The sequence below is a fragment of the Agromyces indicus genome (genome assembly GCF_031432295.1).
GTDB lineage: Bacteria > Actinomycetota > Actinomycetes > Actinomycetales > Microbacteriaceae > Agromyces > Agromyces indicus.
Genome location: NZ_JAVKGS010000001.1, coordinates 729,561 through 753,805 on the forward strand (window position 1 = coordinate 729,561; position 24,245 = coordinate 753,805).

Sequence of the window (24,245 nt, forward strand, 5' to 3'; positions counted from 1 at the left end):
GCCGCTGAGCTGACGCGGACGCGTCGGATGCGGCGTGAGCACGGGGGCTGCGGTCGGCGGCGCGGAGGAATCGCGCCCTGGGATCGTCGGGGAGACGATCGCCTAGCGGCGACAGCAGCGACAGGACTTGGTGCTCACGATGACGCACACGGTAGCACGACTCAGGTTGGAAGCACGAGCGAGACCGCGATGGCGAGCATCACGATGGCGATGACGCCGTCGAGGATGCGCCAGGCACGCGGGCTCGCCAGCACCCGGCCGAGCAGGCGGGCGCCGTACGCGAGCGAGAAGAACCAGACGACGCTCGCGAGCATCGCGCCGACGGCGAAGGTCCAGCGGAGGTCGCCGTACGTGGCGCCCACCGAGCCGAGCAGCACGACCGTGTCGAGGTAGACGTGCGGGTTCAGCCACGTCAGCGCCAGGCACGTGAGCACGACGGGGAGCAGCGCCGTCGGCCGGGCGATCACGCCGGTGGTCGAGGAGGATGCGCCGGCGCCCGCCCCGCTGGTCGGAGAGGACGCGTCAGCGCCCGCCCCGGTGGTCGAGTAGGACGCGTCAGCGCCCGTATCGAGACCCCCGGCACCGTCCTCCGCGACGAGCCCCGCCTCCGTTCCGCGGATGGCCCGCCGTGCCGCGAGCACCGCGTATCCCACGAGGAACGCCGCGCCCGCCCAGCGCGCGACGCCGACCAGCCACGGCATGGCCTGCAGCGCCGCGCCCATGCCGCCGACGCCCGCGGCGATGAGCACCGCGTCGGAGATCGCGCAGATCGCGGCGACGACGAAGACGTGCTCGCGGCGGATGCCCTGCCGCAGCACGAACACGTTCTGCGCGCCGATCGCGACGATGAGCGAGAAGCCGAGGCCGAGGCCGGCCACGAGCACGCTGAGATCCATGGCGTCAGGCTACGCAGCGCGCGCGATCAACTCCAGCTCAGGATTCTTCAGGAGCATTAGCATTGCTTCATGCAGATCCCGCTCGACCTGGCGCGCACGCTCGCCGCCGTGGTCGACGCCGGCACGCTCGAGGCGGCCGCCGCCGAGCTCAGCATCACGCCGTCGGCCGTGTCGCAGCGCCTCAAGCAGCTCGAGCAGCGACTCGGTCGAGTGCTCGTCGTGCGCTCGAAGCCGGTCCGCACCACCGAGGCCGGTGCCGCGGTCGTCCGCCTGGCTCGCCAACTCGCCCTGCTCGAGCACGACGCGCTCGCCGCGTTCGGCGGCGACGACGCGGCATCCGCTCGCCCCACCACCGTGCCCCTCGCGGTCAACGCGGACTCGCTCGGCACGTGGTTCCTGCCGGCGCTCGCGAGGATCGCCGAGCGCCACCGCGTCGTCTTCGACCTGCACCGCGACGACCAGGACTTCACCGCCGAGCTCCTCGAGTCGGGCACCGTCATGGGCGCCGTCACCTCCCGGGCGGCGGCGGTCGCGGGCTGCGTCGTCCGCCCGCTCGGGGTCATGCGGTACACCGCCGTCGCGACGCCCGGCTGGGTCGCGCGATGGTCTCCCGAGGGGGCGGATGCCGCGGCGCTCGCCGACGCGCCCCGGGTCGACTTCGATCGCCGCGACGACCTGCAGGGCGAGTACCTGCGGCTGCTGGGGACGGATGCCGCGGAGCCGCCCCGGCATTACGTGCCCGCCTCGAACGACTTCGCGACGGCCGTGAAGCTCGGACTCGGGTGGGGCCTGCTGCCCGGGTTCCAGTCCGACGACGAGCTCGCCGACGGTCGCCTCGTCGCCCTCGGCGGGCCGCCCATCGACGTGCCGCTGTACTGGCAGCAGTGGAACCTCGGCTCGCCCCTGCTCGACGCGATCGCCGAGGGGATCACGGCCGAGGCGCGCCGCGCCCTGCGACGCCCGCCGGTCGAGTAGGACGGGAAGCGGCCGGACCGAACCGGTGGTCGAGCCGGACGCGAAGCGCTCGTATCGAGACCTCAGAGGTTCTGCCCGATGTCCCACAGCCGGTCGGGGCGACCGTCGATCGCCTCCGACACCGCGAGCGCCTGGTCGTCGGACAACGACGCCACGTAGTCGATCACGCCGCGGCCGACCCCGAGCGCCGGCACGTCCGCGGCGTCCGGAACGGGCACGCCCTCGGGTCGCGTCTCGCGCAGCTGCGCGTACCCGTCGGTGGCGATCTCGACCAGCTCCTTCAGTCGCTGCGGGACGCGGTCTCGGTCGTCCTCATCGTGCACCCACGCGGTGAGCCCGTTGACCGCGCGGGTCAGCACCCGGCTGAGCCCGCGCTGGTACATGACGATGTCGGACCGGTCCAGGATGAAGTGACGGTGCACGAACTTCAGCACCTCGACCTCGTGCCACGCCCGCACGTCGAGCGTCACCGGGCCGGCCCGCACGACGCCCTCCGGCGACGGCACGACTGAGGACTGCAGGTGGTCGATCCACCGGTTCGCGAACGACGACAGCGCCCGTTCGGAGGCGATCGAGCCGTCGAACGGCATCGCGAGCAGGCCGTCGACGAGGTCGTCGGCTACCACGGACACCGCTTGGCGGAACGCATCGTCGTCCGCGATCCACGGGTCGCTCGCGTGCATCTTGCGGCGGAGCGCCTCGAGTGCGCTGCCGGGCGGGGCCGTGCGCCCGCGGAGCGCGTCGGCCTCGAGGTCGCGGAGCTGGGCGGTGAAGTCCATCCAGCCGCGGAACTCGCGCGCCACCGCGCCCTGGCTGAGCAGGCCCGCGCGGTAGAAGTCGTCGACGTCGTGGATGGAGTACGCGATGTCGTCGGCGATGTCCATGACGGAGCACTCGAGCGACTGGGTGAGCGGCGGGTGGCCGCGGCGCGCCTCGTGGAAGTCGGCGGCGTCGATGCCGTACGTCGAGAACTTCAGCACGTCGACCCCGTCGAGCGTGCGACGCAGGCCGCGGGGGAGCGGGCCGTCGCCGAGGGCCTCCACGTCGAGGTAGCGCGTCCACGGGTACTTCGCGACCGCCGTGCGGACCGCGGCGGTCAGGTTGAGCCCGCGGGGCGCCGCCTCGCTCACGTCGAGCGAGGCGAGGATGCGGTACGTCTGCGCGTTGCCCTCGAAGCCGTCGGTGAGGCCCAGCCGCTCGCGCGCGAGCCGGTCGAGCACGCGCTCGCCGAGATGCCCGAACGGCGGGTGTCCGAGGTCGTGGGCGCTCGCGGCCGCCTGCACGACGACGGCGTCGCAGCCGTGCTCGAGGGCGAGCGATCGCGCGGGCGACGCGGCATCCGTCAGCTTGACGGCGATCGCGCGCGCGACCGCGGTCACCTTGATCGAGTGGGTCAGGCGGTTGTGGATGAGCGGCCCCGCCCCGGGCTGCGCGATGACCTGCGTCACGGCCGACAGTCGGGAGAAGTACGGCGAGAACCGGATCCGCTCGAGGTCGAGGCGGAACTGCGAGTGCTCCCCGACCACGTCGGCGCTCCGGCGGGGCTCGTGGACGCGTCGCGTCGCGCGATCCATCGGCGGCACCCGGGTCAGCCGAACAGGCGCTGCAGGCGCTGGACGCCCTCGAGCAGCGGCTCGTCGCCGAGCGCGTAGCTGAACCGCAGGTACCCGCTCGGGCCGAACGCCTCACCGGGCACGGCTGCGACCTCGGCGCGCTCGAGCATGAGGTCGGCGAGCTCGAGCGAGGTCGTCGGCGTGACGCCGTCCCACTCGCGGCCGAGCAGGCCCGTGACATCCGGGTACACGTAGAAGGCGCCCTGCGGGACGGGCACCGCCATGCCGTCGATCTTCGACAGCTCGGCGACGATCAGGCGCCGGCGGCGGTCGAAGGCCTGCCGCATCCGCTCGACGGGCTCCTGGGGCCCGGTGAGGGCCGCGATCGCCGCGCGCTGCGAGATGTTCGACACGTTCGAGGTGAGGTGCGACTGGAGGTTCGCGGCGCCCTTCATGACGTCGGCCGGGCCGACCATCCAGCCGAGGCGCCAACCGGTCATCGCGTAGGTCTTGGCGACGCCGTTGACGAGGATGGTGCGGTCGGCGAGCTCCGGCACCGCCTCGACGATCGAGACCGCGCGCGGAGCGGTCGCACCCTCGTCGTCGGCGTACGTGAGGTTCTGGTAGATCTCGTCGGTGACGACCCAGATGCCGTGCTCGAGCGCCCACTCGCCGATCTCGCGGACCTGCTCGGGCGAGTACACCGCACCGGTGGGGTTCGAGGGCGAGACGAACAGCAGCACCTTGGTGCGCTCGGTGCGCGCCGCCTCGAGCTGGTCGACCGTGACGAGGTAGCCCTGGTCGCTGCCGGCGAACACGTCGACCTGCGTGCCGCCCGCGAGCTTGATCGCCTCGGGATACGTGGTCCAGTACGGCGTGGGGACGAGCACCTCGTCGCCCTCGTCGAGCAGCACCTGGAAGGCCTGGTAGACGGCCTGCTTGCCGCCGTTGGTCACGACGACCTGGCCGATGCCGACCTCGAGCCCGGAGTCGCGGAGGGTCTTGGCCGCGATGGCCTCGCGGAGGTCGGGCAGGCCCGCCGCGGGCGTGTACCGGTGGTTGTGCGGGTCGCGGACCGCCTCGAGCGCGGCCTCGACGATGTGCTCGGGCGTGGCGAAGTCGGGCTCGCCCGCGGCGTACGAGATGACCGGGCGGCCCTCGGCCTGCAGGGCTTTCGCCTTCGCATCGACCTTCAGGGTCGCGGACTCGGCGATGGCGGCGATGCGGGCTGAGAGACGTCGCTGTTCGTTCACGCGACCAGCCTAGGGTAGCGCCGGTCCGTGTCAGCGGATGCCGCGGGGAGCCCGCCCGCACGGAGCGGCGCCGCGGCAGTGCCCCCAGCCGCGGCGCCGGCGCCCGCCCCCACGGGCGCGTCTCAGGCTCGATCGTTGTAGACGGCCAGTTCCCTGCCGTGCACGGTGAGCGCGTAGATGACGAAGATGTTCAGCGCGATGACGATGAGCGACCACCACGGCTGGGCCGGGAGGACGAACAGGTGCCCGATCGCGCTGATCGAGGCGAGGATCACCGCCACGACCCGAGCCCAGGTCTGCCCGGCGAAGAGCGCGATCGCCGTGAGGATCAGCAGGGCGCCGATGAGCAGGTGCCACCAGCCCCACCCGGCGACATCGAAGATGAACAACTGCCCCTCGGTGCGGACGAAGTACGTGCTCGTGGGGTTCAGCACGGCGATGAGGCCGTAGATCGCGTCGATGGCTCCGGCGATGATCAGGATGGTGCCCGCGAACCATCCCCAGCCGACCCACCCCGTCACCTCGGTGCGCGCAGCGGTACGGGTGTTGCTCATCTTCGTGCTCCTTCCCGTACGGCGACGGCCCGGTCGGCTCGTTCCTCCGTACGCGCGACACGGTAATCCCGAGGCGGATGCCGCGGGCGGGACGTTCGTCCCGCGGGATTCCGGGCGGTTTGGTGCCGCTCCCGGCGTCGCATACACTTGGTGAGGTTGTTGAAGTCAGCCAAGATCTTCTGCGCCTTCTTCCGGGTCACCGCCCGTCGGGGGGAACGGGATCGGCGGCTTCGATCCATGTGATCCGCCGGTTGCGGGTCGCATAGGGCGGTGGCTCAATTGGTAGAGCAGCGGTCTCCAAAACCGCAGGTTGCAGGTTCGAGTCCTGTCCGCCCTGCGAGCCGGCCGGCGTCGGCCGGCCCATGAAAGGTGTACGAGTGGCCCGGAAAGTGATCGACGAACCCAGCGAGGAGATCGTCGCCGATGCCAAGCGCGAACGCGCGGCACGGCGCAACCCCTTCGCCCGGATCGCCCTGTTCATCCGGCAGGTCATCGGCGAGCTGAAGAAGGTCGTCACCCCGACGCGCAAGGAGCTGTTCACCTTCACCGGTGTCGTGCTGGTGTTCGTGGTGATCATGATGGCGATCGTCTGGGGTATGGACCAGGTGTTCGGCTGGCTGGTTCTGTACGTCTTCGGACAGCCGGGGGTCTGATCGGGCCGTCGGCCCGATACCCGCCGCCGTCTCCGGGCGGCACGGCAGAAGAGAAGGATTGAGGAACAGTGTCGAGGAACGAGCGCGAAGACGTCGACTGGGCCACGGCCGCTGAGCAGTCGTCCGAGGTCGAGGAGGCCCAGGAGGGCGCCACGCAGGAGCACGACGAGGACTCGGTCGAGCCCGCCGAGCACCGCGCGGTGCACGTCGTCGACGACGAGGGCACCGAGGTCGACCTCGACGCCGTGCTCGACTCGCTGGCCGAGGCGACCGACCCCGAGGCCGACGCCGTCGTGGACGACGCCCTCGACATCGACTCCGCCGACGAGGCCGAGGCCGCATTCGAGGCCGTGACCGAGGAGGACGAGGAGCACGACCCCTACGAGGCGTTCCGCAACGAGCTGCGCTTCCTCCCGGGCAAGTGGTACGTCGTCCACTCCTACGCCGGGTTCGAGCGTCGCGTGAAGGCGAACATCGAGCAGCGTCGCGAGACGATGGCCATGGCGGAGTTCATCCACCAGGTCGAGGTCCCGATGGAGGACGTCGTCGAGATCAAGAACGGCCAGCGCAAGATGGTCACGCGCGTCCGCGTGCCCGGCTACGTGCTCGTCCGCATGGACCTCAACGAGGAGAGCTGGTCGGTCATCCGCCACACTCCCGGCGTCACCGGCTTCGTGGGCAACGCGCACAACCCGACGCCGCTCCGCTTCGAGGAGGCCTTCAACATGCTGAAGAGCCTCGTCGACATCAAGGACGTCGCTCCCGCCAAGGGTGCGAAGGGTGCCGCCGCGGGCGGCGCCGCGCGTCAGATCCCGGCCGAGGTCGACTTCGAGATCGGCGAGACCATCACCATCAAGGACGGCTCGTTCGCGGGCCTGCCCGGCACGATCAACGAGATCAAGCCCGAGAGCGGCAAGCTCACCGTGCTCGTCTCGCTGTTCGAGCGCGAGACGCCGGTCGAGCTCAGCTTCGACCAGGTCACCAAGCTCTAAACCGAACACAGCATCCACGCAGCGACCCTCCGGTATCATCGGAGGGTTGTGCTGCGTTCCGCACACACCACAGACCACCGCAACCCGGAACCGCCGGGACCTGCGGGAGAGTGCCCCGGCCCAGGCCGGGCGTTCGAACAGGAAGAGAGAAATCATGGCACCGAAGAAGAAGGTCACGGGTCTGATCAAGCTTCAGATCAAGGCCGGCGCCGCCAACCCCGCCCCGCCGATCGGTCCGGCGCTGGGTCAGCACGGCGTCAACATCATGGAGTTCTGCAAGGCTTACAACGCCGCCACCGAGGCGCAGCGCGGCAACGTCATCCCCGTCGAGATCACCGTCTACGAGGACCGCTCCTTCACCTTCGTCCTGAAGACCCCGCCCGCCGCGGAGCTCATCAAGAAGGCCGCCGGCGTCGCCAAGGGCTCGGGCGTCCCGCACACCACCAAGGTGGGCAAGATCTCGGCCGACCAGGTCCGCGAGATCGCCGAGGCCAAGATGGTCGACCTCAACGCCAACGACATCGACGCCGCGTCGAAGATCATCGCCGGCACCGCTCGCTCGATGGGCATCACGGTCGAATAGCCGACTCGCCCGGGTCTCGGTACGGCGCTTCGCGCCGACTCGACCACCGGGCCGACGGATGCCACGCGGCATCCGTCACCACAGAACTCTCATTCGTGGCAGCGCCCGCCAGGCGCGATGACCACACTCTCGCAAGGAGAACCAACATGGCACAGAAGTCCAAGGCCTACCGGGCCGCGGCCGAGAAGATCGAGGCCGGCAAGTACTACACCCCGACCGACGCCGTCGCGCTCGCGAAGGAGACCGGCTCGGCGAAGTTCGACTCGACCGTCGAGGTCGCGCTGAAGCTCGGCGTCGACCCCCGCAAGGCCGACCAGATGGTGCGCGGCACCGTCATCCTCCCGCACGGCACCGGCAAGACCGCCCGCGTGATCGTCTTCGCGACCGGCCCGGCCGCCGAGGCCGCCATCGCGGCGGGCGCCGACGAGGTCGGCGGCGCCGAGCTCATCGAGAAGGTCGCCGGCGGCTACACCGCGTTCGACGCGGCCGTCGCCACCCCGGAGCTCATGGGCCAGGTCGGTCGTCTCGGCAAGGTCCTCGGCCCCCGCGGCCTCATGCCGAACCCGAAGACCGGCACCGTCACCCCCAACCCGGCCAAGGCCGTGGAAGACATCAAGGGCGGCAAGATCGAATTCCGCGTCGACAAGCACGCCAACGTGCACTTCGTCGTCGGCAAGGCCTCGTTCACGCAGGAGCAGCTGAACGACAACATCAAGACCGCCCTCGAGGAGGTCGTGCGCCTCAAGCCGTCGAGCGCCAAGGGCCGCTACATCCAGAAGGGCGCCGTGTCGACCACGTTCGGCCCCGGCATCCCGCTGGACGTCAACGCCATCTGAGTCGCCTGACTCGTCACGAGGGGCCCGCCGGTTCGCCGGCGGGCCCCTCGTCGTACCTCCCCGGGCGGAGCTGTCAACGCCTGTCGGGTCGTCATGCCGACGCGTTTGACTGGAGCGCGAGGCCGGCGGTCCGCGCCGGTCCGCGACGGTGAGGAGGTCGACCCATGACCGACGGCGATGTGGAGACCAGGTCCAAGCGCGGCCAGTGGGTGAACCGGGTGATCGGCGACCCGGAGCGATCGCGGAGCTTCCGCTCGAAGGAGGAGGCGATCGACGCCGGGCGCGAACTCTCGGCTCGGCTCGGCACCCAGCATCGCGTGATCGAGTCCGATGAGACCGGCGTCATCACCGACCAGGACGAGGCCGTGGCGGGCGACCGCACGAGCGCAGGGGAGGCAGGAGCATGACCGACCGACCGGATGACTTCATCGAGACCGACCGCGAGGCGAAGGAGACCGTGGTCAACGACGCGGTCGCCGGAGAGACCGTGCTGCCCGGCGCGGGCGACGGCAACGACGGGCCCACGGGCGGCTCCCCGAGAGAGCAGGAGCCCGTGTACGCCGAGAACGACCTCGCCGACGAGGAGGTCGAGCTCGACGAGTCCTGACCGCGACGCGGAGTCCTTGCGGCGCGTTCCGCGACGGCGGTACGTTCCACGGGACGGCCGTCCGGTCCACGCGGTGGCGCACGACGGCCGCCGGGGGGAGCGAGATGTCGCCGTCGGTCACGCTCGAGGCCGGACGCGTCGCCGTCGCGGAACGGCGCTGGTCGGATGCCGTCGAATACCTCGGCCGCGTCGATGCGGCCGACGGCCTCGCGGCCCGCGACCTGGAACTGCTGTCGACGGCCGCGTTGCTGCGCGGACTCGCCGACCTCGCCGAGGACGCGGGCGCCCGGGCCTACGCCGCGCACGTCGCGGCGTCCGACGTGGCGGCCGCGGCTCGCGTCGCGGGCTGGCTCGCGCTCGAGATGGTCGAGCTCGGCGACTTCTCGGGGTCGGTCACCTGGTCGGCCCGCGCCATGCGCCTCGCGGCATCCGTGGAGGAACCGGGCCCGATCGTCGGCTTCGCACGGCTCGGTCCGGGCGTCGCTCAGCTCGGGAGCGGAGACGCCGCGGAGTCGCGCCGCACGTTCGAGGAGGTGCGGGCCGTCGCCGAGCGATACGGCGACGACGAGCTCGACGCGAACGCCTCGCTCGGGCTGGCCAAGTCGCTCCTCGAACTCGGCGACGTGGCGGCGGGCTTCGAGGCGTACGACCGGGCGATCGGCGCGGTGATCGCGGGCCGGACCGGCCCCGTCACGACCGGGGTGATCTGCTGCGTGGGGATCTCGGATGCGCTCACGGCGTTCGACCTGGGGCGGGCCGAGGCGTGGACCGACCTGCTGGACGCGTGGTGCCGGACGCAGCCCTCCCTCGTGACGTTCAGCGGGCAACGGCACGCGCTGCGAGCGGCGCTGCAGCTCGTGCACGGCTCCTGGGACCGCGCAGCGGAATCGATCGAATCGGCGCTGTCGGGCCTCCGCGCCGGCGATTTCCGCGCCACCTACGGGGCGCCGTACCAGGCGGCCGAACTCCAGCGGCTGCGAGGCGCCGTCCACTCCGCTGAGGCGTCCTACCGTCGCGCCGCGGACTCGGGGTGGGAGCCGCAGCCGGGCCTCGCCCTGCTCCACCTCGTTGCCGGGCGCATCCAGCGTGCCCAGGCGGAGGTTCGGCGGAACGCCGCCGGAGACGACCGGTTCACGCGCGTGTCCGTGCTGCCCGCGGTCGTCGAGGTGGAGATCGCGGCGGGCGACCTCTCCGCGGCTCGACGCGCGGCCGACGAGTTGCACCGGGCCGGCACGGCGCGGTCCACGCCCATGTTCGAGGCCGTGGTGGCCGCGTCGGAGGCCCGGGTGCGCCTCGCGTTCGGAGACGTGGCGGGCGCTCGACAGGCGGCGGCCGACGCGGCCTCGCGCTTCGACGCCATCGGGGCGCCCTACGACGCGGCGCGCTGCCGGGTCATCGCGGGCCGGGCCCTGCTCGGCCTGGGCGATCGCGGGTCGGCCGATGCGGAGTTCCGTGCGGCTCGCGAAGTATTCCAGCGGCTCTCCGCCGAGCCCGCGCTGGCCGACCTCGCGGAGCTCATGGGCAGCCGCCGGACCGGCACCCTCACGGCGCGCGAGGTGGAGGTGCTCCGACTGGTCTCGACCGGCCTGACCAACCGATCGATCGCCGCGCGGCTGACGTTGAGCGAGCGAACGGTCGAGCGCCACCTCAGCAACATCTTCGGCAAGCTCGGGATCTCCTCGCGCGCCGCGGCCACCGCCTACGCCTACGAGAACGGGCTCGTGTGACCGGTTCGCGCTGCCCGCAGCCGTCGGCATGGGTGGAATCACGTACGTGGGATCACGACGCGGATTTGGGTCCTCTCCCGGACGCGGCGGTGCCGCCCGCTCCATAACGTCGAAGGCATGGATGCACCGGTGCTGGCAGGGATGATCGCGGCGATCGCGTTCGCCGCGAGCAACCTGCCGATGGTGTGGAAGGCGCTCCGGACCCACGACGTCGGGTCGTACAGCATCGGGAGCATCGGGCTGATCAACGCCGCGAACGTCGTGTACACCGCCTACGTCCTCAGCCTGCCGCCCGGACCGATCTGGGTGCTGCACACGTTCTACGTCGTGGCGTCCGCGATCATGCTGGTGCTCTGCCTGCGGGCGCGGCGTGCCGGGACGGCCCCGCCGCGGCATCCGTCAACTCATGACGCGGAAGCCCCGCTCGCCCGTCGGCGCGAGGTCGGCGGTGCTCATCGAGGTGACGTCGGCACCGGGCGGGCCCTCGTCGAGCCACGACAGCATGGCGTCGACCGCGGCGGCCTCGCCCTCGATCTCGGCCTCGACGGCGCCGTCCGAGCGGTTCTTGATCCACCCGGAGACGCCGAGCCGCTGGGCCTCGACGCGCGCGCTGAACCGGAAGCCGACCGCCTGCACGCGGCCGTGGACGATGACGCGCTGTCGGATCATGCGACCCCCTCGTCCCGAGGGTAGACCCGCCGACCCGGCGACGCACGGATGCCGCCGCGCGAGCCCCGCGTAGCATGAGCCGCATGGGCGAGGTCGACGAGTACGTGGCGGGGCTCGACGAACCGGCGAGGTCCGCCATCGCGGCGGTGTACCGGGTGGCGCGGGCGACCGTCCCGGACGCGGTCGAGGGCCGGGGCTACGGCATGCCGGCGCTGCGCTACCGCGACGCCGCACTGCTCTCGGTGATGCAGGCGAAGGCGCACCTCGGGCTGTACCCGTTCAGTCCCGCCGTGATCGCAGCGCTCGCCGACGAGCTGGCGGGGTTCGACACGGCCAAGGGCACCATCCGGTTCACCCCGCAGCATCCGCTGCCCGATGACCTGGTCGAACGCCTCGTGTCGCTGCGGCGCGACGAGATCGATGCGTCCGCCGGCGGTCGCCGGTGAGCGGCAACGAGCGGTCGCGGCTCCTGGGCGCCGCCGTCGACGAGGAGCTCGCCCGTGCGCTCGGCCGCGTCGTGGAATCCGTCGACGGCGGGAAGGTCGCCGACGGCATCCCTGAGCTCGCCGACGTGGACCCCGACCGGTTCGGGGTGTCGGTCGCGAGCGTGCTCGGGCGCGTGTACGGCGCGGGCGACACCGGGGTCGGGTTCACGATCCAGTCCGCCTCGAAGCCGTTCGTGTACGCGTTCGCGTGCGAGACGGTCGGCACCGACGCCGTGCACCGCAGCGTCGGCGTGGAACCCAGCGGCGAGCCGTTCAACGCGATCAGCCTCGACGAGCTCGGTCGCCCCGAGAACCCGTTCATCAACGCCGGCGCGATCGTGACGACCTCGCTCGTGCCGGCGGCCGACGCCGAGGAGCGGTTCTCGCGCATCCACGAGGCGCTGTCGCGATTCGCCGGCCGCGAGCTCGACGTCGACGAGGAGGTGTACACCTCGGAAGCCGACACCGGGCACCGCAACCGGGCGCTCGCGGGCCTCGCGCTCGCGGCCGGATCGCTCGCGACCGACGACGTCGACAGCGCGACCGACCCGTACTTCCGCCAGTGCTCGCTCATCGTCACCACCGAGGACCTCGCGCTCATGGGCGCGACCCTGGCGAACGGCGGTGTGCACCCGCTGACGCGCGACCGCGTCGTGGGCGAGCGGGCCGCCCGCGACACGCTCTCGGTCATGGCCACGTGCGGCATGTACGACCGCTCCGGGTCCTGGGCGTTCCGGGTCGGGATGCCGGCCAAGTCGGGCGTCGGCGGCGGGATCGTCGCCGTGCGGCCCGGCGAGTTCGGCGTGGGCGTGTTCAGCCCGCCCCTGGACGAGGCCGGCAACAGCCTCCGCGGGGTCGCGATGCTCGAGGAGCTGTCGGCCCGCTTCGGCCTCCACATGTTCGACCACCTGCGCGTCCCGGCGTCGCCGGTCGGGTCGGCGACGGTCGACGAGGGGACCCGCTCGGTCACGCTCGAGCTGCGCGGCGAGCTCGACTTCCTGGCGGCCGAGCAGGTCGTGCACGACGCCGGCCGCCTCGTGGAGCACGTGGACGCGCGCACCCTCCGGCTCGACTTCGACGACGTGACCTACGTCAGCGAGGTGGCCGAACGGCTGCTGCGCGCGACGGCCGCCGCGGCCGAGGAGGCCGGCCTCGACGTGCAGTTCCCGGGTGCGCCCGAGGGCATCGATCCCGGCATCCGCTGAGCGACGACGCCGTGCACGCGACGCCCCGCAGACGACGACGCGCCCCGCAGCGGATGCCGCGGGGCGCGTCGGACGGGGCGATCAGCCGATGCGGATGAGCTTCTTGTTCACGAACTCGTCGGCGCCGAACCGGCCCAGCTCACGGCCCGAACCGGAGCGCTTCACGCCGCCGAAGGGCAGCTCCGCGCCATCCGCGAGCACGACGTTCACGAAGACCATGCCGGCCTCGATCCGGTCGGCGACGCGAAGCGCCTGCTCCTGGTCGGTCGTGTAGACGTACGAGCCCAGACCGAAGGGGATGTCGTTCGCGATGCGGACCGCCTCGGACTCGTCCTTCGCGCGGTACACCTGCGCGACCGGGCCGAAGAACTCCTCCTTCGACGCGGGGTTGTCGCTCGCGACATCCGTCAGCACCGTGGTCTGGAAGAACGCGCCGTCGCGGCCGCCGCCGTGCACGAGCTTCGCGCCGTGCTGCACGGCGCGCTCGACCTGCTCGGCGAGGCCCTCGGCCGCACGCAGCGACGACAGCGGGCCGAGCGCCGAGTCCGACGAGGTCGGGTCGGTGGCCTCGACCTCGGCGATCTTCGCCGTGAACTTCTCGAGGAACGGCTCGTACAGCTCGTCGATCACGATGAAGCGCTTGGCCGCGTTGCAGGACTGGCCGCTGTTGTCGAGACGCGCGTCGACCGCGTTCTGCACGGCCTCGTCGAGGTCGTCGGTCGACAGCAGGATGAACGGGTCGGAACCGCCGAGCTCGAGCACGACCTTCTTCAGGTGCTTGCCCGCGACCGCGGCGACCGCGGCGCCCGCGCGCTCGGAGCCGGTGAGCGACACGCCCTGCACGCGCGGGTCGGCGATGACCTGCTCGATCTGGTCGTGCGAGGCGTAGATGTTCACGTACACGCCCTCGGGGGCGCCCGCGTCGCGGAAGATCCGCTGGATCGCCTCGGCCGACTCGGGGCACTGCTCGGCGTGCTTCAGCAGGATCGTGTTGCCGATGATCACGTTCGGGCCGGCGAAGCGCGCCACCTGGTAGTACGGGAAGTTCCACGGCATCACGCCGAGCAGCACGCCCAGCGACGAGCGCCGCACGACCGCGGAGCCCTCGCCGCCCTGCAGCTCGATGGGCTCGTCCTTCAGGAACTCGGCCGCGTTGTCGGCGTAGTACGTGTAGATGTCGCCCGCGAAGTCGGCCTCGGCGAGCGCCTGCTCGATGGGCTTGCCCATCTCGCGCACGATGATCTCCGCGAGCTCCTGGCGGCGCTCCACGTGCAGCTCGCCGACGCGGCGGATCAGGGCGGCGCGCTCCTCGACCGTGGTCGACTTCGACCAGGTGCGGTGCGCCTCGTCGGCGGCGGCGATCGCGGCCTCCAGCTCGGCGTCGGTGATGGTCGGGTACGTCTTGACCGTCTCTCCGGTGGCCGGGTTGACGACGGCGTAGTTCGTCATGGGACTCCTCTGGATGATGGTGCACGTGACTCGCCACCCGGTCGGCGACGACGGTGCACGCCACTCCCAAGCCTAGGCGGAGATCCCGCCCGCGCGATCGACGCGGTGGCGGATCCGCGACCGGCGTTGGACATCCTGTACAGGAGGGGTCCCCGGGGGCGTGGGTATCGTGGCGAGCGGATCGGCTCGAGCGGTCCGGATCGGCCGAGGAGGGCGGATGGCGCACACGGAGCAGCGTGCGGGCGGCGGCGTGCTCGCCGGCATCCGCGTCGCCGACTTCTCGCGCGTGCTCGCCGGACCGTACGCGACGATGCTGCTCGCCGACTTCGGCGCCGACGTCCTCAAGATCGAGCCGCCCGCGGGCGACGACACCCGCCAGTGGCATCCGCCGGTCGGGCCCGACGGGCAGGCCACGTACTTCGCGAGCGTGAACCGCAACAAGCGCTCGGTGGCGCTCGACCTCACGGATGCCGCGGGGCTCGCCGAGGCGCGACGGCTCGCCGCGAGCGCCGACGTGGTCGTCGAGAACTTCCGCCCCGGGGTCATGGCGCGGTTCGGACTCGCGTACGACGACGTGCGCGCCGCGAACCCGGGCGTCGTGTACTGCTCGATCACCGGATTCGGCGCCGGCGAGGGCGCCGCGCTCGCCGGGTACGACCTCCTCGTGCAGGCCGTCGGCGGGCTCATGAGCATCACCGGCGCGCCCGACGGCGACCCCACCAAGGCGGGCGTCGCGCTGGTCGACGTGCTCACCGGCCAGAACGCGGTCGCCGGCATCCTGCTGGCCCTGCGGCGGCGGGATGCCACGGGCGAGGGCGCGCACGTCGAGGTGAACCTCCTGCAGAGCCTGCTCTCCGCGCTCACCAACCAGGCCGGGTCGACCCTCGCCACGGGTCGCGCGCCCGGACGGCTCGGGAACGCGCACCCGAGCATCGCCCCGTACGCCGTGTTCCGCGCCGCCGACCGCGAGCTCGTCATCGCGGTCGGCAACGACCGGCAGTTCCGCACGCTCGCGCGGCTGCTCGGGGCTCCGGCGCTCGCCGACGACGAGCGGTTCACGACGAACGCCGCCCGGGTCGGGCACCGGGACGAGCTGCACGAGGAGCTCGGGCGCGCGCTCGCCGCGGCATCCGCTGCCCACTGGGTCGAGGTGCTGACGGACGCGGGCGTGCCGTCGGGCCTCGTGAACGACGTGGCGGAGGCGCTCGCGTTCGCCGACCGGCTCGGGCTCGCCCCCGTCGTCGACCTCGACGGCGTGCGGTCGGTGGCCAACCCGATCGGCCTCGCCGCCGCACCGCCCGGCTACCACGCGCCGCCCCCGCGTCTCGACGCCCACCGCGGCGCCGACTGGCGTCGCACGAACCCGCTGGACGAGTAGCGCGCAGCGCGAATCGAGACCTCGAACCGCGAAAGGACCACCATGACCGACACCGCCGCCCCGACCGTCACCGCGCCGCGCATCGACGCCGTGTTCGACCTCGACGCCCTGCTCACCGACGAGGAGCTCGAGTGGCGCGACCGCGCCCGTCGCTTCGCGCAGGAGCGGATCGCGCCGATCATCGAGCAGGACTTCGAGGACCGGGTCTTCCGCCGCGAGCTCGTGCGCGAGGCCGGCGAGCTCGGGTTCCTCGGCATGCACCTGAGCGGCTACGGATGCGCCGGGGCGGGCGCCGTCGCGTACGGGCTGGTGTGCCTCGAGCTCGAGGCGGCCGACTCCGGATGGCGCACCTTCGTCTCGGTGCAGGGATCGCTCGCGATGAGCGCCATCCACAAGTACGGCTCGGAGGAGCAGAAGCAGCGGTGGCTGCCCGGCATGACCAAGGGCGAGCTCATCGGCTGCTTCGCCCTCACCGAGCCGCAGGGCGGCAGCGACCCCGCGGCGATGACGACCGTCGCGCGCCGCGAGGGCGACGAGTGGGTGCTCGACGGCGCCAAGCGGTGGATCGGGCTCGCCTCGCTCGCCGACGTCGCGGTCGTCTGGGCGAAGGTGGCGGATGACGCGGGGGAGGACGCCGGCGTCGTGCGCGGGTTCCTCGTGCCGACCTCGACGCCGGGCTTCACGGCGACGCCCATCACCGGCAAGCTCTCGATGCGCGCCTCGGTGCAGTGCGACGTGACGTTCGACGGCGTGCGGCTGCCGGCCGACGCGATGCTGCCCGGCGCCCGCGGGCTGTCGGGGCCGTTCGGCTGCCTCAACGAGGCGCGCTACGGCATCGTGTGGGGCGCGATGGGCGCGGCGCGGTCGTGCCTCGAGGCGGCGCTCGCGCGGTCCACGTCGCGCGAGGCGTTCGGCAAGCCGATCGGGGCGAACCAGCTCATCCAGGCCAAGCTCGCCGACATGCTCGTCGAGGTCGAGAAGGGCGTGCTGCTCGCGCTGCACCTCGGACGGCTCAAGGAGCGCGGCGCGCTCACGCCCGCGCAGATCTCGGTCGGCAAGCTCAACTCGGTGCGCGAGGCGCTGCGGATCGCGCACGACGCGCGGGCCATCCTCGGCGGGGACGGCATCACGTCGGAGTTCCCGGTCATGCGGCACGCGGCGAACCTCGAGTCGGTGCGCACCTACGAGGGCACCGACGAGGTGCACCAGCTCGTCATCGGCCGGGCGCTCACGGGTCTCAACGCGTTCTGAGGCGGGCCGGGCTTCCTCGTCGCGCCCGGCGTGCTCTTCCGCGGCCCGGCGAGTCGATGCCATCCGCACCGCCGGCGCCCGCCGACGGTGCACTCGGCATCGACTCGCCGCCCTCGAGTCCGCGCACGGGGTGACGAGGGTATGCCGAACATCGGCATGCGGCCCGCGGAAGCGTCGTTCGGCATACTCTCGGCGAGCCCGGGACCCGGGACCCGGGACCCGGGACCCGGGACCGACGGCCGAGGCCGGCACCCCGCGGGGATGCCGGCCTCGGCGGCGCGGGGCGCGGGTCAGTTGACGCCGGGGATGACGATCCAGCCCTGCGAGAGCACGATCCACAGCACCACGAGCACGAGCGCGACCACCGTGAGGGCGATGCCGCCGCGGCGGGCGCTGCCGCGCAGGAAGAGCAGCACGGCGAGCACGATCGCGAGGACGATGCCGAGCACGAGCGACCCGAACGGGATGCCCGTGACGAACAGCGAGAGCAGGAACAGCACGGCGACGACGATCTCGATGATCGCGACGACGTTCGTCCCACGACCGCGGGCGCGCATGATGCCGTCGACGAGCGCGGCGATGCCGCCGGCGAGGGCGATGACGAGCAGCCAGGACAGGGTGAGCATGGGGGTCTCCTTCGGTGTGGGGGCACCTCGTCGAGGGGATCCGCCCCTCGACGGCGGCCAGCCTAGCCACGGCGGAGGGCGAGGCGCCGCCGGTTGCGCGCCCGCCGCGGGCCGGTGTAAGCCGGGGGCAAGCCGGGATCGCGGGCCTGCCCGCCGATCGTCCGTGAATCGCGCGGATCGGGAATGGAAACGCGGCGTCATCCGGTTTCATCCCGTGGCCGCGGCCTGCTGGACTCGAACCGGCAGCCGCGCCACGACCCGCGGCATCCGGCTCACCACGCCGAACCGCCACCACACGTCACGAACGGAGCACCATCCATGACCCGCACCCGCACGATCCTCGGCCTCGCCGCCGCATCCGCCGCCGTCGTCGCGCTCGCCGCCTGCTCGAGCGGCGACAGCGGCTCCGGCTCCGGGTCGACGGATGCCGCGGGCGACGACTACGGCCTCGTGCAGGCCGGCACGCTGACCGTCGCCACCGAGGGCACCTACCGCCCCTTCAGCTTCCACGAGGACGGCTCGGGCGACCTCGTCGGCTACGACGTCGAGGTGGCCGAGGCCGTCGCCGAGAAGCTCGGCCTCGAGGTCCAGTTCCAGGAGACGCAGTGGGACGCGATCTTCGCGGGCCTCGACGCGGGTCGCTTCGACGTGATCGCGAACCAGGTCTCGATCACCCCCGAGCGCGAGGAGCAGTACCTCTTCAGCGAGCCGTACACGGTCTCGCGCGGCGTCGTCGTCGTGAACGAGGGCGACACGTCGATCTCCTCGTTCGACGACCTCGAGGGCAAGACCACCGCCCAGTCGCTCACGAGCAACTGGTACGAGCTCGCGACGGAGTCGGGCGCGAACGTCGAGGCCGTCGAGGGCTGGGCTCAGGCCGTGTCGCTGCTGCAGCAGGGCCGCGTCGACGCGACCATCAACGACCAGCTCACCTTCCTCGACTACCTGAACACGACCCCGGATGCCGCGATCGAGGTCGCCGCCGAGACCGACGAGACCTCGGAGAGCGCGTTCGCCCTCACCCAGGACAAGGAGGCGCTCGTCGAAGCGATCGACGAGGCGCTCGCGGAGCTCCGCGAGGAGGGCGTGCTCGCCGAGCTCGGCGAGAAGTACTTCGGCGCCGACGTCTCCGAGTAGTCCGTATCCGAGTGTCGCCGTTCCCGCCGCCTGATGCCGCGGGGACGGCGACCCTCGTCGTGGATGGCAACATTGGGCGGAAGGCCGCGCCCGCGGCATCCGTCGACGCCCGGAAGGACGTGACCGAGTGAACGAGAGCCTGCAGCTCTTCGTCGAGTCGTTCTGGCCGATCGTCTGGGGAGGCATCAGCGGGACCATCCCGCTCACCCTCGCCTCATTCGCGATCGGGCTCGTGCTCGCCCTCGCGGTGGCGCTCATGCGCCTCTCCAAGAACCCGATCCTGTCGAACATCGCCCGGTTCTACATCTCGGTGATCCGCGGCACGCCGCTGCTCGTGCAGCTGTTCGTGATCTTCTACGGCCTGCCCGCGATCGGCGTCGTCATCGACCCGTGGCCGAGCGCCATCGTCGCGTTCTCGCTCAACGTCGGCGGGTACGCCGCCGAGGTGATCCGCGCGGCCATCCTGTCCGTGCCGAAGGGGCAGTGGGAGGCGGCGTACACGATCGGGATGTCGCCCGCGACGACGCTGCGCCGCGTCATCCTGCCTCAGGCCGCGCGCGTCTCGGTGCCGCCGCTGTCGAACACGTTCATCTCGCTCGTGAAGGACACGTCGCTCGCGTCGCTCATCCTCGTGACCGAGCTGTTCCGCGTCGCCCAGCAGATCGCCGCATTCAGCCAGGAGTTCATGCTCCTCTACCTCGAGGCGGCGCTGATCTACTGGCTGTTCTGCCTCGCCCTGGCGGGCGGGCAGGCGAGAATCGAGAAGAGGTTGGACCGCTATGTCGCCCATTGATCGCCGGCCGACGGATGCCGCAGTGCTCCTGTCCGCGCGCGGCATCCGCAAGTCGTTCGGGGCCAACGAGGTGCTGCGCGGCGTCGACTTCTCGGTGCGCCGCGGCGAGGTCGTGACGCTCATCGGCCCGAGCGGGTCGGGCAAGACGACGGTGCTGCGTGCGCTCAACGGCCTCGAGACCCCGGATGGCGGCGAGCTCGAGTTCGACGGCGGGCCCACGATCGACTTCTCGCGTCCGGTCTCGAAGGGCGACCGGATCGCGATGCGGGACCGCTCGGCGATGGTGTTCCAGCACCACAACCTGTTCCCCCACATGACCGTGCTCGAGAACGTCGTCGAGGGGCCGATCCGGGTGCAGCGCGTGCCGAAGGCGGAGGCGATCGCGGCCGCCGAGGCGCTGCTCGACCGGGTGGGGCTCGCCGAGAAGCGCGACCAGTACCCGTTCCAGCTCTCGGGCGGGCAGCAGCAGCGCGTCGGCATCGTGCGCGCCCTCGCCCTGAAGCCCGACCTGCTGCTGTTCGACGAGCCGACGAGCGCGCTCGACCCCGAACTCGTGGGCGAGGTGCTGCACGTGATCAAGGAGCTCGCCGACGAGGGGTGGACGATGGTCGTCGTCACGCACGAGCTCGCCTTCGCGCGGCAGGCGGCCGACGAGGTGCTGTTCATGGACGGCGGGGTCATCGTCGAGCGCGGGGCACCGCGGGACATCTTCACGAACCCGCGCGAGGAGCGCACCCGGCGGTTCCTCGACCGGATCCTGCGGCCGCTCGACTGACGGCACCGGCGCGGGGCGCCCAGCGAGTGCGGGTGCGAGGCGCGTAACGTGAGGGCATGCCCGCGACCGTCACCGGCTCCGCCGCAGGGGTGACGACCGCGAGGCGCGGGTTGGGCGCCTTCCGGCTCGGCATCGCCGTGCTCGAGATCGTGGCGCTCGTCGGCAACTACGAGTACGTCCTGCGCTTCCCGCTGTTCGCGTCGGTGAACTTCTTCAGCTACTTCACCATCCAGTCGGCGATGCTCGCGGTGGTCACGCTGCTGGTCGCGGCCTGGTTCGCCTGGTTCCGTCCGCGGGACCCCGTGTGGCTCGGCGCTTTCCGCACGATGGTCACGGTCTACCTCCTCGTCTCGGGGGTGGTGTTCGCGCTGATCGCGGCGCAGGCGTCGAGCCGCGACTACCGACTCGACATCCCCTGGTCCGACACGCTGCTGCACTTCGTGGTGCCCCTGCTCGCCCTCATCGCATGGACCATGGATGCGATCCTCGCGGTGAATCCGCCCGTCCCGTGGTCGACCATCGGGTTCGTGCTGCTCTTCCCCTCGGTGTGGCTCGTGTACACGCTCCTGCGCGGCGCGCAGATCGGCTGGTACCCGTACTTCTTCCTCGACGAGACGCAGGTCGGCGGCTACGGCGGCGTGGCCGCGTACTGCGCGATGGTGCTGCTCATCTTCGTCGCGCTGACCTCGGTGCTGGTCGCCGTCCACCGGCGCCTCGAACGGCGCGGGCTCCGGCAGCGCATCCACCGGCGGCGGTTCGAGGCCGAGGCTGCGGATGCCGCGACGCGAGCGGATGCCGCATCGCCCGGTTCGCCCGCCGAATGGCTCGTCGGGGCGGACCGACGATAGGACCGGGGGGCGTCCGCTAGGTCGCGACGAACGGCGCGAGCGCGTCGAGCACGACGTCGAGCGCCTCGTCGTCGTCGTCGATCGCGGCGACGCGACGCGCGTGCTCGGCGGCGAGGACCCCGACGAGCATCGGCCGCCGCGGGTCGTCGCCGAGGTCGAGCCACGCCGCGACGGTCGGAGTCTCGCCGACGACCGTGAGCACGTTCGGCGTGCCGCGCCCGGGGAGGGGGCCCGGCGTGGCATCCGTCTCGGACCGCCAGAAGGGCGTGTCGAACCGGAGCCAGACGAGGTCGACCGCGCCCATTCCGAGCAGCGAGACGGCCCGCTGGTGGCGGAGCGGCAGCGGCGGGTCGAAGGCGATCGTGTCGGTCCGCAGCACGCCGACCGAGGCGGTCACGATGGCACGCTGCACGCGGATCGACTCCCCAGAGTCGAGTCGGAGGCCGACCCCGCGGTCGTCGAGGGCCACCTCGGTGACGACGCTGGCGCCGGCGATGTCGACGCCGTCGGCGAGCGTCTCGAGGAGCCCCGACCACCCGCCCGTGACCTGACCCGTCGGGCGCCACACGCGTCCCAGGTCGAGGCGTTTCGCGGACAGGCGCGTCGCCGTCGCCCCGGTGGCCGGCTCGATGCCGGTCGACAGGGCGTGGCGGAGCCAGTCCGTCGGCGTGAGCCCGAAGTCGTCGGCTTCGCCGGGGAGCGGCACGACCCCGGAGTCGACGAGTGCGGTGGTGAGGGACACGTCCGACGGCTGCGCGAGCGCCCACTCGTGTGCCGCGGCGATCGCGGCGGTGCCGGTCGGCGGAGGCGTGCCCAGGTTGGCGCCGTTCGGAGTGCGCGCCTCCAGCACGGGAGTGAACCGCCGGGTCGGTACCGCCGCCCTCCGCAGCACCGATCGCATCGTGGCCAGGTCGGACACGAACGGACTGCCCAGTTCGACCGGCCCGGCGAAGTCGTCGTCATCGATCGAGTGGAGGCGGCCGCCGAGCCGGTCGGATGCCTCGATGACGACCACGTCGATGCCGCGGTCGGCGAGCGTGCGGGCGGCGGCGAGCCCCGCGATGCCCGCGCCGATCACGGCGACGCGATCGCCCTCCTCGGCGAGCTCCGCGATCACGCGCCCGGCGCGGAGCCCCTCGTTGTAGGCGCCGTGGACCGTGCCGGGTGCCGTGGCCGAGGTCGCCTCGCCCGCGATCACCAGGCGACCCTCGACGGGCTCGCCGAGGGCGGAGCGCAGGTCGTCCGTGGTTCCCACGCCGTCGAAGCTGTAGGCGCCGCGGACGAACGGGTCGGCGGTCCAGCGGGAACGGCGGAACGCGACGGGCTGCGGCACCCCGCCCGGCGTCGACGTCGGGGTCGGCGTGCGCGTGCCCGTCGGCCCCGGAGACCCGGTGGGATCGGGGCGACCGTCGGTGCACGCGGCGAGCGTGAGGGCCGCGCCCGAGAGCGCGGCCGCGAGGAACGCGCGCCGCGGCATCCCACCGGCGGGCCCCCGAGCGTCCATGTGCCTCAGGCTAGCCGCTCCCGGCGGACCGACCTCCCGCCACGCGACTCCTGGTCGCCCGTGCGTCAGTCGAGCTCGGCGTCGGCCAGGTCGAGCGCGGCGTCGATGATGTCGAGCCCGCGCACGAGTTCCTCCTCGGTGATGACGAGCGGCGGCGCGACGTGCATGCGGTTGAAGTGGATGAACGGCCACAGCCCGGCCTGCTTGCACGCGGCCGCGACCTTCGCCATCGGCGCGGCATCCGCCCCCGAGGCGTTGAACGGCACGAGCGGCTCGCGCGTCTCCCGGTCGCGGACCAGCTCGATCGCCCAGAACAGCCCGAGTCCGCGCACCTCGCCGACCGACGGATGCCGCTCCGCGATCTCGCGCAGGCGCGGACCGACGACGCGCTCGCCGAGGTCGCGCACGCGCTCGAGGATGCCGTCGCGCTCGAACACCTCGAACGTCGCGACGCCCGCCGCGCACGCGAGCGGGTGTCCCGAGTAGGTGAGCCCGCCGGCGAACGGCACGGTGTCGAAGTGCGACGCGATGCGCTGCGAGATCACGACGCCGCCGAGCGGCACGTAGCCCGAGTTCACGCCCTTCGCGAAGGTGATGAGGTCGGGCGTCACGCCGAAGTGGTTCACCGCGAACCACTCGCCCACGCGGCCGAAGCCGACCATGACCTCGTCGGCGATGTAGACGATGCCGAACCGCTCGCAGAGCTCGCGCACGCCCTGCAGGTAGCCGGGCGGCGGCACGAGCACGCCGTTCGTGCCGACGACGGTCTCGATGATGATCGCCGCGACCGTGTTTGCGCCCTCGAGCGTGATGACCTGCTCGAGGTGCGCGAGCGCGCGCTCGGTCTCCTCGGCCTCGCTCGACGCGTGGAACGACGAACGGTACGGGTACGGCCCGAGGAAGTGCACGACGCTGCCGTCGCTCGGCTCGTTCGCCCAGCGGCGCGGGTCGCCGGTCAGCGAGATCGCCGTGGCCGTGCCGCCGTGGTAGCTGCGGTACATCGACAGCACCTTGCGGCGACCGGTCACGGCGCGTGCCATCCGCACCGCGTGCTCGTTGGCGTCGGCGCCGCCGTTCGTGAAGAACACCGTGTCGAGGTCGCCGGGCGCGACCTCGGCGATGCGCCGGGCGAGCTCGCCGCGCACGTCGTTGGCGAGCGCGGGCTGGATCGTGGCGAGCCGGCCCGCCTGCTCCTGGATCGCCGCGACGAGATCCGGGTGCTGGTGACCGAGGTTGAGGTTCACGAGCTGGCTCGAGAAGTCGAGGTAGGCGTTGCCCCGGTAGTCCCAGAACGTCGACCCCTCGCCCGCCGCGACGGGCAGCGGGTCGATGAGGGCCTGCGCGCTCCAGGAGTGGAACACGTGGGCGCGGTCGTCGGCGCGCACCTGCGCGTCGGCGGCGGCGTCGGGCAGCGGATGCCGCGTGCCACGGCGGTCGACGTACGAGGCCGCGTCCGCGGCATCCGTCGTCGCTTCGGGAACGAGCGTGTCGGTCAT

Annotated in this window: 26 protein-coding genes and 1 tRNA gene; 17 read left to right on the top strand and 10 right to left on the bottom strand. The window is 72.1% G+C overall.

The features are described from left to right. Positions 1 to 161: 161 nt before the first annotated feature. Positions 162 to 896 (bottom strand): LysE/ArgO family amino acid transporter, encoded by a 735-nt coding sequence (locus tag RH861_RS03500; RefSeq protein WP_310519769.1) that lies wholly within the window; start codon positions 894 to 896, stop codon positions 162 to 164. A gap of 69 nt (positions 897 to 965) precedes the next feature. On the opposite strand from RH861_RS03500, the gene RH861_RS03505 reads away from it, so the two are divergent. Next, positions 966 to 1,871, top strand: a complete 906-nt coding sequence (locus RH861_RS03505) for a LysR family transcriptional regulator ArgP (protein WP_310519770.1) — start codon at positions 966 to 968, stop codon at positions 1,869 to 1,871. 62 nt (positions 1,872 to 1,933) lie between these two features. On the opposite strand, the gene dgt is transcribed toward RH861_RS03505, so the two are convergent. The 3 genes from dgt to RH861_RS03520 form a co-directional block, all read right to left on the bottom strand. Then, on the bottom strand, positions 1,934 to 3,445 hold the full coding sequence (dgt, locus tag RH861_RS03510; protein WP_310519771.1) for a dGTP triphosphohydrolase: 1,512 nt from the start codon (positions 3,443 to 3,445) through the stop codon (positions 1,934 to 1,936). Between the two features lie 14 nt (positions 3,446 to 3,459). Continuing rightward, on the bottom strand, positions 3,460 to 4,677 hold the full coding sequence (locus RH861_RS03515; protein WP_310519772.1) for a pyridoxal phosphate-dependent aminotransferase: 1,218 nt from the start codon (positions 4,675 to 4,677) through the stop codon (positions 3,460 to 3,462). A gap of 122 nt (positions 4,678 to 4,799) precedes the next feature. Next, positions 4,800 to 5,231: a DUF7144 family membrane protein gene (locus RH861_RS03520; protein ID WP_310519773.1), complete on the bottom strand. Its 432-nt coding sequence runs from the start codon at positions 5,229 to 5,231 to the stop codon at positions 4,800 to 4,802. 264 nt (positions 5,232 to 5,495) lie between these two features. Here RH861_RS03520 and RH861_RS03525 point away from each other — a divergent pair. The 8 genes from RH861_RS03525 (at position 5,496) to RH861_RS03560 (ending at position 10,629) form a co-directional block, all read left to right on the top strand. Beyond that, positions 5,496 to 5,568 (top strand) — tRNA-Trp (locus tag RH861_RS03525). A 40-nt stretch (positions 5,569 to 5,608) separates the two neighbouring features. After that, complete coding sequence (gene secE, locus RH861_RS03530) at positions 5,609 to 5,884, top strand: preprotein translocase subunit SecE (protein ID WP_067950757.1); 276 nt, start codon at positions 5,609 to 5,611, stop codon at positions 5,882 to 5,884. 68 nt (positions 5,885 to 5,952) lie between these two features. Beyond that, complete coding sequence (gene nusG, locus RH861_RS03535; protein WP_067950755.1) at positions 5,953 to 6,876, top strand: transcription termination/antitermination protein NusG; 924 nt, start codon at positions 5,953 to 5,955, stop codon at positions 6,874 to 6,876. Positions 6,877 to 7,030: 154 nt separating this feature from the next. Next, complete coding sequence (rplK, locus tag RH861_RS03540; RefSeq protein WP_067950753.1) at positions 7,031 to 7,459, top strand: 50S ribosomal protein L11; 429 nt, start codon at positions 7,031 to 7,033, stop codon at positions 7,457 to 7,459. A 146-nt stretch (positions 7,460 to 7,605) separates the two neighbouring features. Beyond that, complete coding sequence (gene rplA / locus RH861_RS03545; RefSeq protein ID WP_067950751.1) at positions 7,606 to 8,295, top strand: 50S ribosomal protein L1; 690 nt, start codon at positions 7,606 to 7,608, stop codon at positions 8,293 to 8,295. A gap of 164 nt (positions 8,296 to 8,459) precedes the next feature. Further along, complete coding sequence (locus RH861_RS03550; protein WP_310519774.1) at positions 8,460 to 8,702, top strand: DUF2188 domain-containing protein; 243 nt, start codon at positions 8,460 to 8,462, stop codon at positions 8,700 to 8,702. Further along, positions 8,699 to 8,902, top strand: coding sequence for a hypothetical protein (locus RH861_RS03555; protein ID WP_310519775.1), 204 nt, complete (start codon positions 8,699 to 8,701; stop codon positions 8,900 to 8,902). The genes RH861_RS03550 and RH861_RS03555 overlap by 4 nt, the downstream gene beginning before the upstream one ends. A gap of 104 nt (positions 8,903 to 9,006) precedes the next feature. Next, positions 9,007 to 10,629 carry a LuxR C-terminal-related transcriptional regulator gene (locus tag RH861_RS03560; RefSeq protein ID WP_310519776.1) on the top strand — a complete coding sequence of 541 codons (1,623 nt, stop codon included), beginning with the start codon at positions 9,007 to 9,009 and terminating at the stop codon, positions 10,627 to 10,629. 38 nt (positions 10,630 to 10,667) lie between these two features. Here the strand turns inward: RH861_RS03560 and RH861_RS03565 are convergent, their stop codons facing one another. Together RH861_RS03565 and RH861_RS03570 are read right to left on the bottom strand one after the other, a co-directional pair. After that, on the bottom strand, positions 10,668 to 10,898 hold the full coding sequence (locus tag RH861_RS03565) for a hypothetical protein (protein WP_310519777.1): 231 nt from the start codon (positions 10,896 to 10,898) through the stop codon (positions 10,668 to 10,670). A 130-nt stretch (positions 10,899 to 11,028) separates the two neighbouring features. Beyond that, on the bottom strand, positions 11,029 to 11,298 hold the full coding sequence (locus RH861_RS03570) for an acylphosphatase (RefSeq protein WP_310519778.1): 270 nt from the start codon (positions 11,296 to 11,298) through the stop codon (positions 11,029 to 11,031). An 83-nt stretch (positions 11,299 to 11,381) separates the two neighbouring features. Here RH861_RS03570 and RH861_RS03575 point away from each other — a divergent pair, with 83 nt between their 5' ends. Together RH861_RS03575 and glsA are read left to right on the top strand one after the other, a co-directional pair. Continuing rightward, positions 11,382 to 11,744 carry an iron chaperone gene (locus RH861_RS03575; RefSeq protein ID WP_310519779.1) on the top strand — a complete coding sequence of 121 codons (363 nt, stop codon included), beginning with the start codon at positions 11,382 to 11,384 and terminating at the stop codon, positions 11,742 to 11,744. Next, positions 11,741 to 12,988 (top strand): glutaminase A, encoded by a 1,248-nt coding sequence (glsA, locus tag RH861_RS03580; RefSeq protein ID WP_310519780.1) that lies wholly within the window; start codon positions 11,741 to 11,743, stop codon positions 12,986 to 12,988. The genes RH861_RS03575 and glsA overlap by 4 nt, the downstream gene beginning before the upstream one ends. 81 nt (positions 12,989 to 13,069) lie before the next feature. On the opposite strand, the gene RH861_RS03585 is transcribed toward glsA, so the two are convergent. Further along, positions 13,070 to 14,437 carry an NAD-dependent succinate-semialdehyde dehydrogenase gene (locus RH861_RS03585; RefSeq protein ID WP_310519781.1) on the bottom strand — a complete coding sequence of 456 codons (1,368 nt, stop codon included), beginning with the start codon at positions 14,435 to 14,437 and terminating at the stop codon, positions 13,070 to 13,072. A 217-nt stretch (positions 14,438 to 14,654) separates the two neighbouring features. Between RH861_RS03585 and RH861_RS03590 the strand changes: the two genes are divergently transcribed. Then, positions 14,655 to 15,815, top strand: coding sequence for a CaiB/BaiF CoA transferase family protein (locus tag RH861_RS03590; RefSeq protein WP_310519782.1), 1,161 nt, complete (start codon positions 14,655 to 14,657; stop codon positions 15,813 to 15,815). Between the two features lie 42 nt (positions 15,816 to 15,857). Beyond that, positions 15,858 to 17,066, top strand: coding sequence for an acyl-CoA dehydrogenase family protein (locus RH861_RS03595; RefSeq protein WP_310519783.1), 1,209 nt, complete (start codon positions 15,858 to 15,860; stop codon positions 17,064 to 17,066). A 290-nt stretch (positions 17,067 to 17,356) separates the two neighbouring features. Here RH861_RS03595 and RH861_RS03600 read toward each other — a convergent pair whose 3' ends face one another. Further along, on the bottom strand, positions 17,357 to 17,692 hold the full coding sequence (locus RH861_RS03600; protein WP_310519784.1) for a hypothetical protein: 336 nt from the start codon (positions 17,690 to 17,692) through the stop codon (positions 17,357 to 17,359). A 318-nt stretch (positions 17,693 to 18,010) separates the two neighbouring features. Here RH861_RS03600 and RH861_RS03605 point away from each other — a divergent pair, with 318 nt between their 5' ends. The 4 genes from RH861_RS03605 (at position 18,011) to RH861_RS03620 (ending at position 21,245) form a co-directional block, all read left to right on the top strand. Then, positions 18,011 to 18,829: an amino acid ABC transporter substrate-binding protein gene (locus RH861_RS03605; protein WP_248598118.1), complete on the top strand. Its 819-nt coding sequence runs from the start codon at positions 18,011 to 18,013 to the stop codon at positions 18,827 to 18,829. A 127-nt stretch (positions 18,830 to 18,956) separates the two neighbouring features. Then, positions 18,957 to 19,622 (top strand): amino acid ABC transporter permease, encoded by a 666-nt coding sequence (locus RH861_RS03610; protein WP_310519785.1) that lies wholly within the window; start codon positions 18,957 to 18,959, stop codon positions 19,620 to 19,622. Next, positions 19,609 to 20,397, top strand: coding sequence for an amino acid ABC transporter ATP-binding protein (locus RH861_RS03615; RefSeq protein WP_310519786.1), 789 nt, complete (start codon positions 19,609 to 19,611; stop codon positions 20,395 to 20,397). The genes RH861_RS03610 and RH861_RS03615 overlap by 14 nt, the downstream gene beginning before the upstream one ends. A gap of 56 nt (positions 20,398 to 20,453) precedes the next feature. Then, positions 20,454 to 21,245 carry a Pr6Pr family membrane protein gene (locus tag RH861_RS03620; RefSeq protein WP_310519787.1) on the top strand — a complete coding sequence of 264 codons (792 nt, stop codon included), beginning with the start codon at positions 20,454 to 20,456 and terminating at the stop codon, positions 21,243 to 21,245. A 16-nt stretch (positions 21,246 to 21,261) separates the two neighbouring features. Here the strand turns inward: RH861_RS03620 and RH861_RS03625 are convergent, their stop codons facing one another. Then, the gene (locus tag RH861_RS03625) at positions 21,262 to 22,749 is read right to left on the bottom strand and encodes a flavin monoamine oxidase family protein (RefSeq protein ID WP_310519788.1); all 1,488 of its coding nucleotides are present in this window, start codon (positions 22,747 to 22,749) and stop codon (positions 21,262 to 21,264) included. Between the two features lie 65 nt (positions 22,750 to 22,814). Beyond that, on the bottom strand, positions 22,815 to 24,245 hold the full coding sequence (locus RH861_RS03630; protein WP_310519789.1) for an aspartate aminotransferase family protein: 1,431 nt from the start codon (positions 24,243 to 24,245) through the stop codon (positions 22,815 to 22,817).

Excerpts from the sequence above, each read along its gene's own strand:
- RH861_RS03500 (WP_310519769.1), bottom strand. The coding sequence starts at position 896 with ATGGATCTCAGCGTGCTCGTGGCCGGCCTCGGCCTCGGCTTCTCGCTC.
- RH861_RS03505 (WP_310519770.1), top strand. The coding sequence starts at position 966 with ATGCAGATCCCGCTCGACCTGGCGCGCACGCTCGCCGCCGTGGTCGAC.
- dgt (WP_310519771.1), bottom strand. The coding sequence starts at position 3,445 with ATGGATCGCGCGACGCGACGCGTCCACGAGCCCCGCCGGAGCGCCGAC.
- RH861_RS03520 (WP_310519773.1), bottom strand. The coding sequence starts at position 5,231 with ATGAGCAACACCCGTACCGCTGCGCGCACCGAGGTGACGGGGTGGGTC.
- rplK (WP_067950753.1), top strand. The coding sequence starts at position 7,031 with ATGGCACCGAAGAAGAAGGTCACGGGTCTGATCAAGCTTCAGATCAAG.
- rplA (WP_067950751.1), top strand. The coding sequence starts at position 7,606 with ATGGCACAGAAGTCCAAGGCCTACCGGGCCGCGGCCGAGAAGATCGAG.
- RH861_RS03550 (WP_310519774.1), top strand. The coding sequence starts at position 8,460 with ATGACCGACGGCGATGTGGAGACCAGGTCCAAGCGCGGCCAGTGGGTG.
- RH861_RS03555 (WP_310519775.1), top strand. The coding sequence starts at position 8,699 with ATGACCGACCGACCGGATGACTTCATCGAGACCGACCGCGAGGCGAAG.
- RH861_RS03560 (WP_310519776.1), top strand. The coding sequence starts at position 9,007 with ATGTCGCCGTCGGTCACGCTCGAGGCCGGACGCGTCGCCGTCGCGGAA.
- RH861_RS03570 (WP_310519778.1), bottom strand. The coding sequence starts at position 11,298 with ATGATCCGACAGCGCGTCATCGTCCACGGCCGCGTGCAGGCGGTCGGC.
- RH861_RS03575 (WP_310519779.1), top strand. The coding sequence starts at position 11,382 with ATGGGCGAGGTCGACGAGTACGTGGCGGGGCTCGACGAACCGGCGAGG.
- RH861_RS03585 (WP_310519781.1), bottom strand. The coding sequence starts at position 14,437 with ATGACGAACTACGCCGTCGTCAACCCGGCCACCGGAGAGACGGTCAAG.
- RH861_RS03590 (WP_310519782.1), top strand. The coding sequence starts at position 14,655 with ATGGCGCACACGGAGCAGCGTGCGGGCGGCGGCGTGCTCGCCGGCATC.
- RH861_RS03595 (WP_310519783.1), top strand. The coding sequence starts at position 15,858 with ATGACCGACACCGCCGCCCCGACCGTCACCGCGCCGCGCATCGACGCC.
- RH861_RS03600 (WP_310519784.1), bottom strand. The coding sequence starts at position 17,692 with ATGCTCACCCTGTCCTGGCTGCTCGTCATCGCCCTCGCCGGCGGCATC.
- RH861_RS03605 (WP_248598118.1), top strand. The coding sequence starts at position 18,011 with ATGACCCGCACCCGCACGATCCTCGGCCTCGCCGCCGCATCCGCCGCC.
- RH861_RS03615 (WP_310519786.1), top strand. The coding sequence starts at position 19,609 with ATGTCGCCCATTGATCGCCGGCCGACGGATGCCGCAGTGCTCCTGTCC.
- RH861_RS03620 (WP_310519787.1), top strand. The coding sequence starts at position 20,454 with ATGCCCGCGACCGTCACCGGCTCCGCCGCAGGGGTGACGACCGCGAGG.
- RH861_RS03625 (WP_310519788.1), bottom strand. The coding sequence starts at position 22,749 with ATGGACGCTCGGGGGCCCGCCGGTGGGATGCCGCGGCGCGCGTTCCTC.
- RH861_RS03630 (WP_310519789.1), bottom strand. The coding sequence starts at position 24,245 with ATGACCGACACGCTCGTTCCCGAAGCGACGACGGATGCCGCGGACGCG.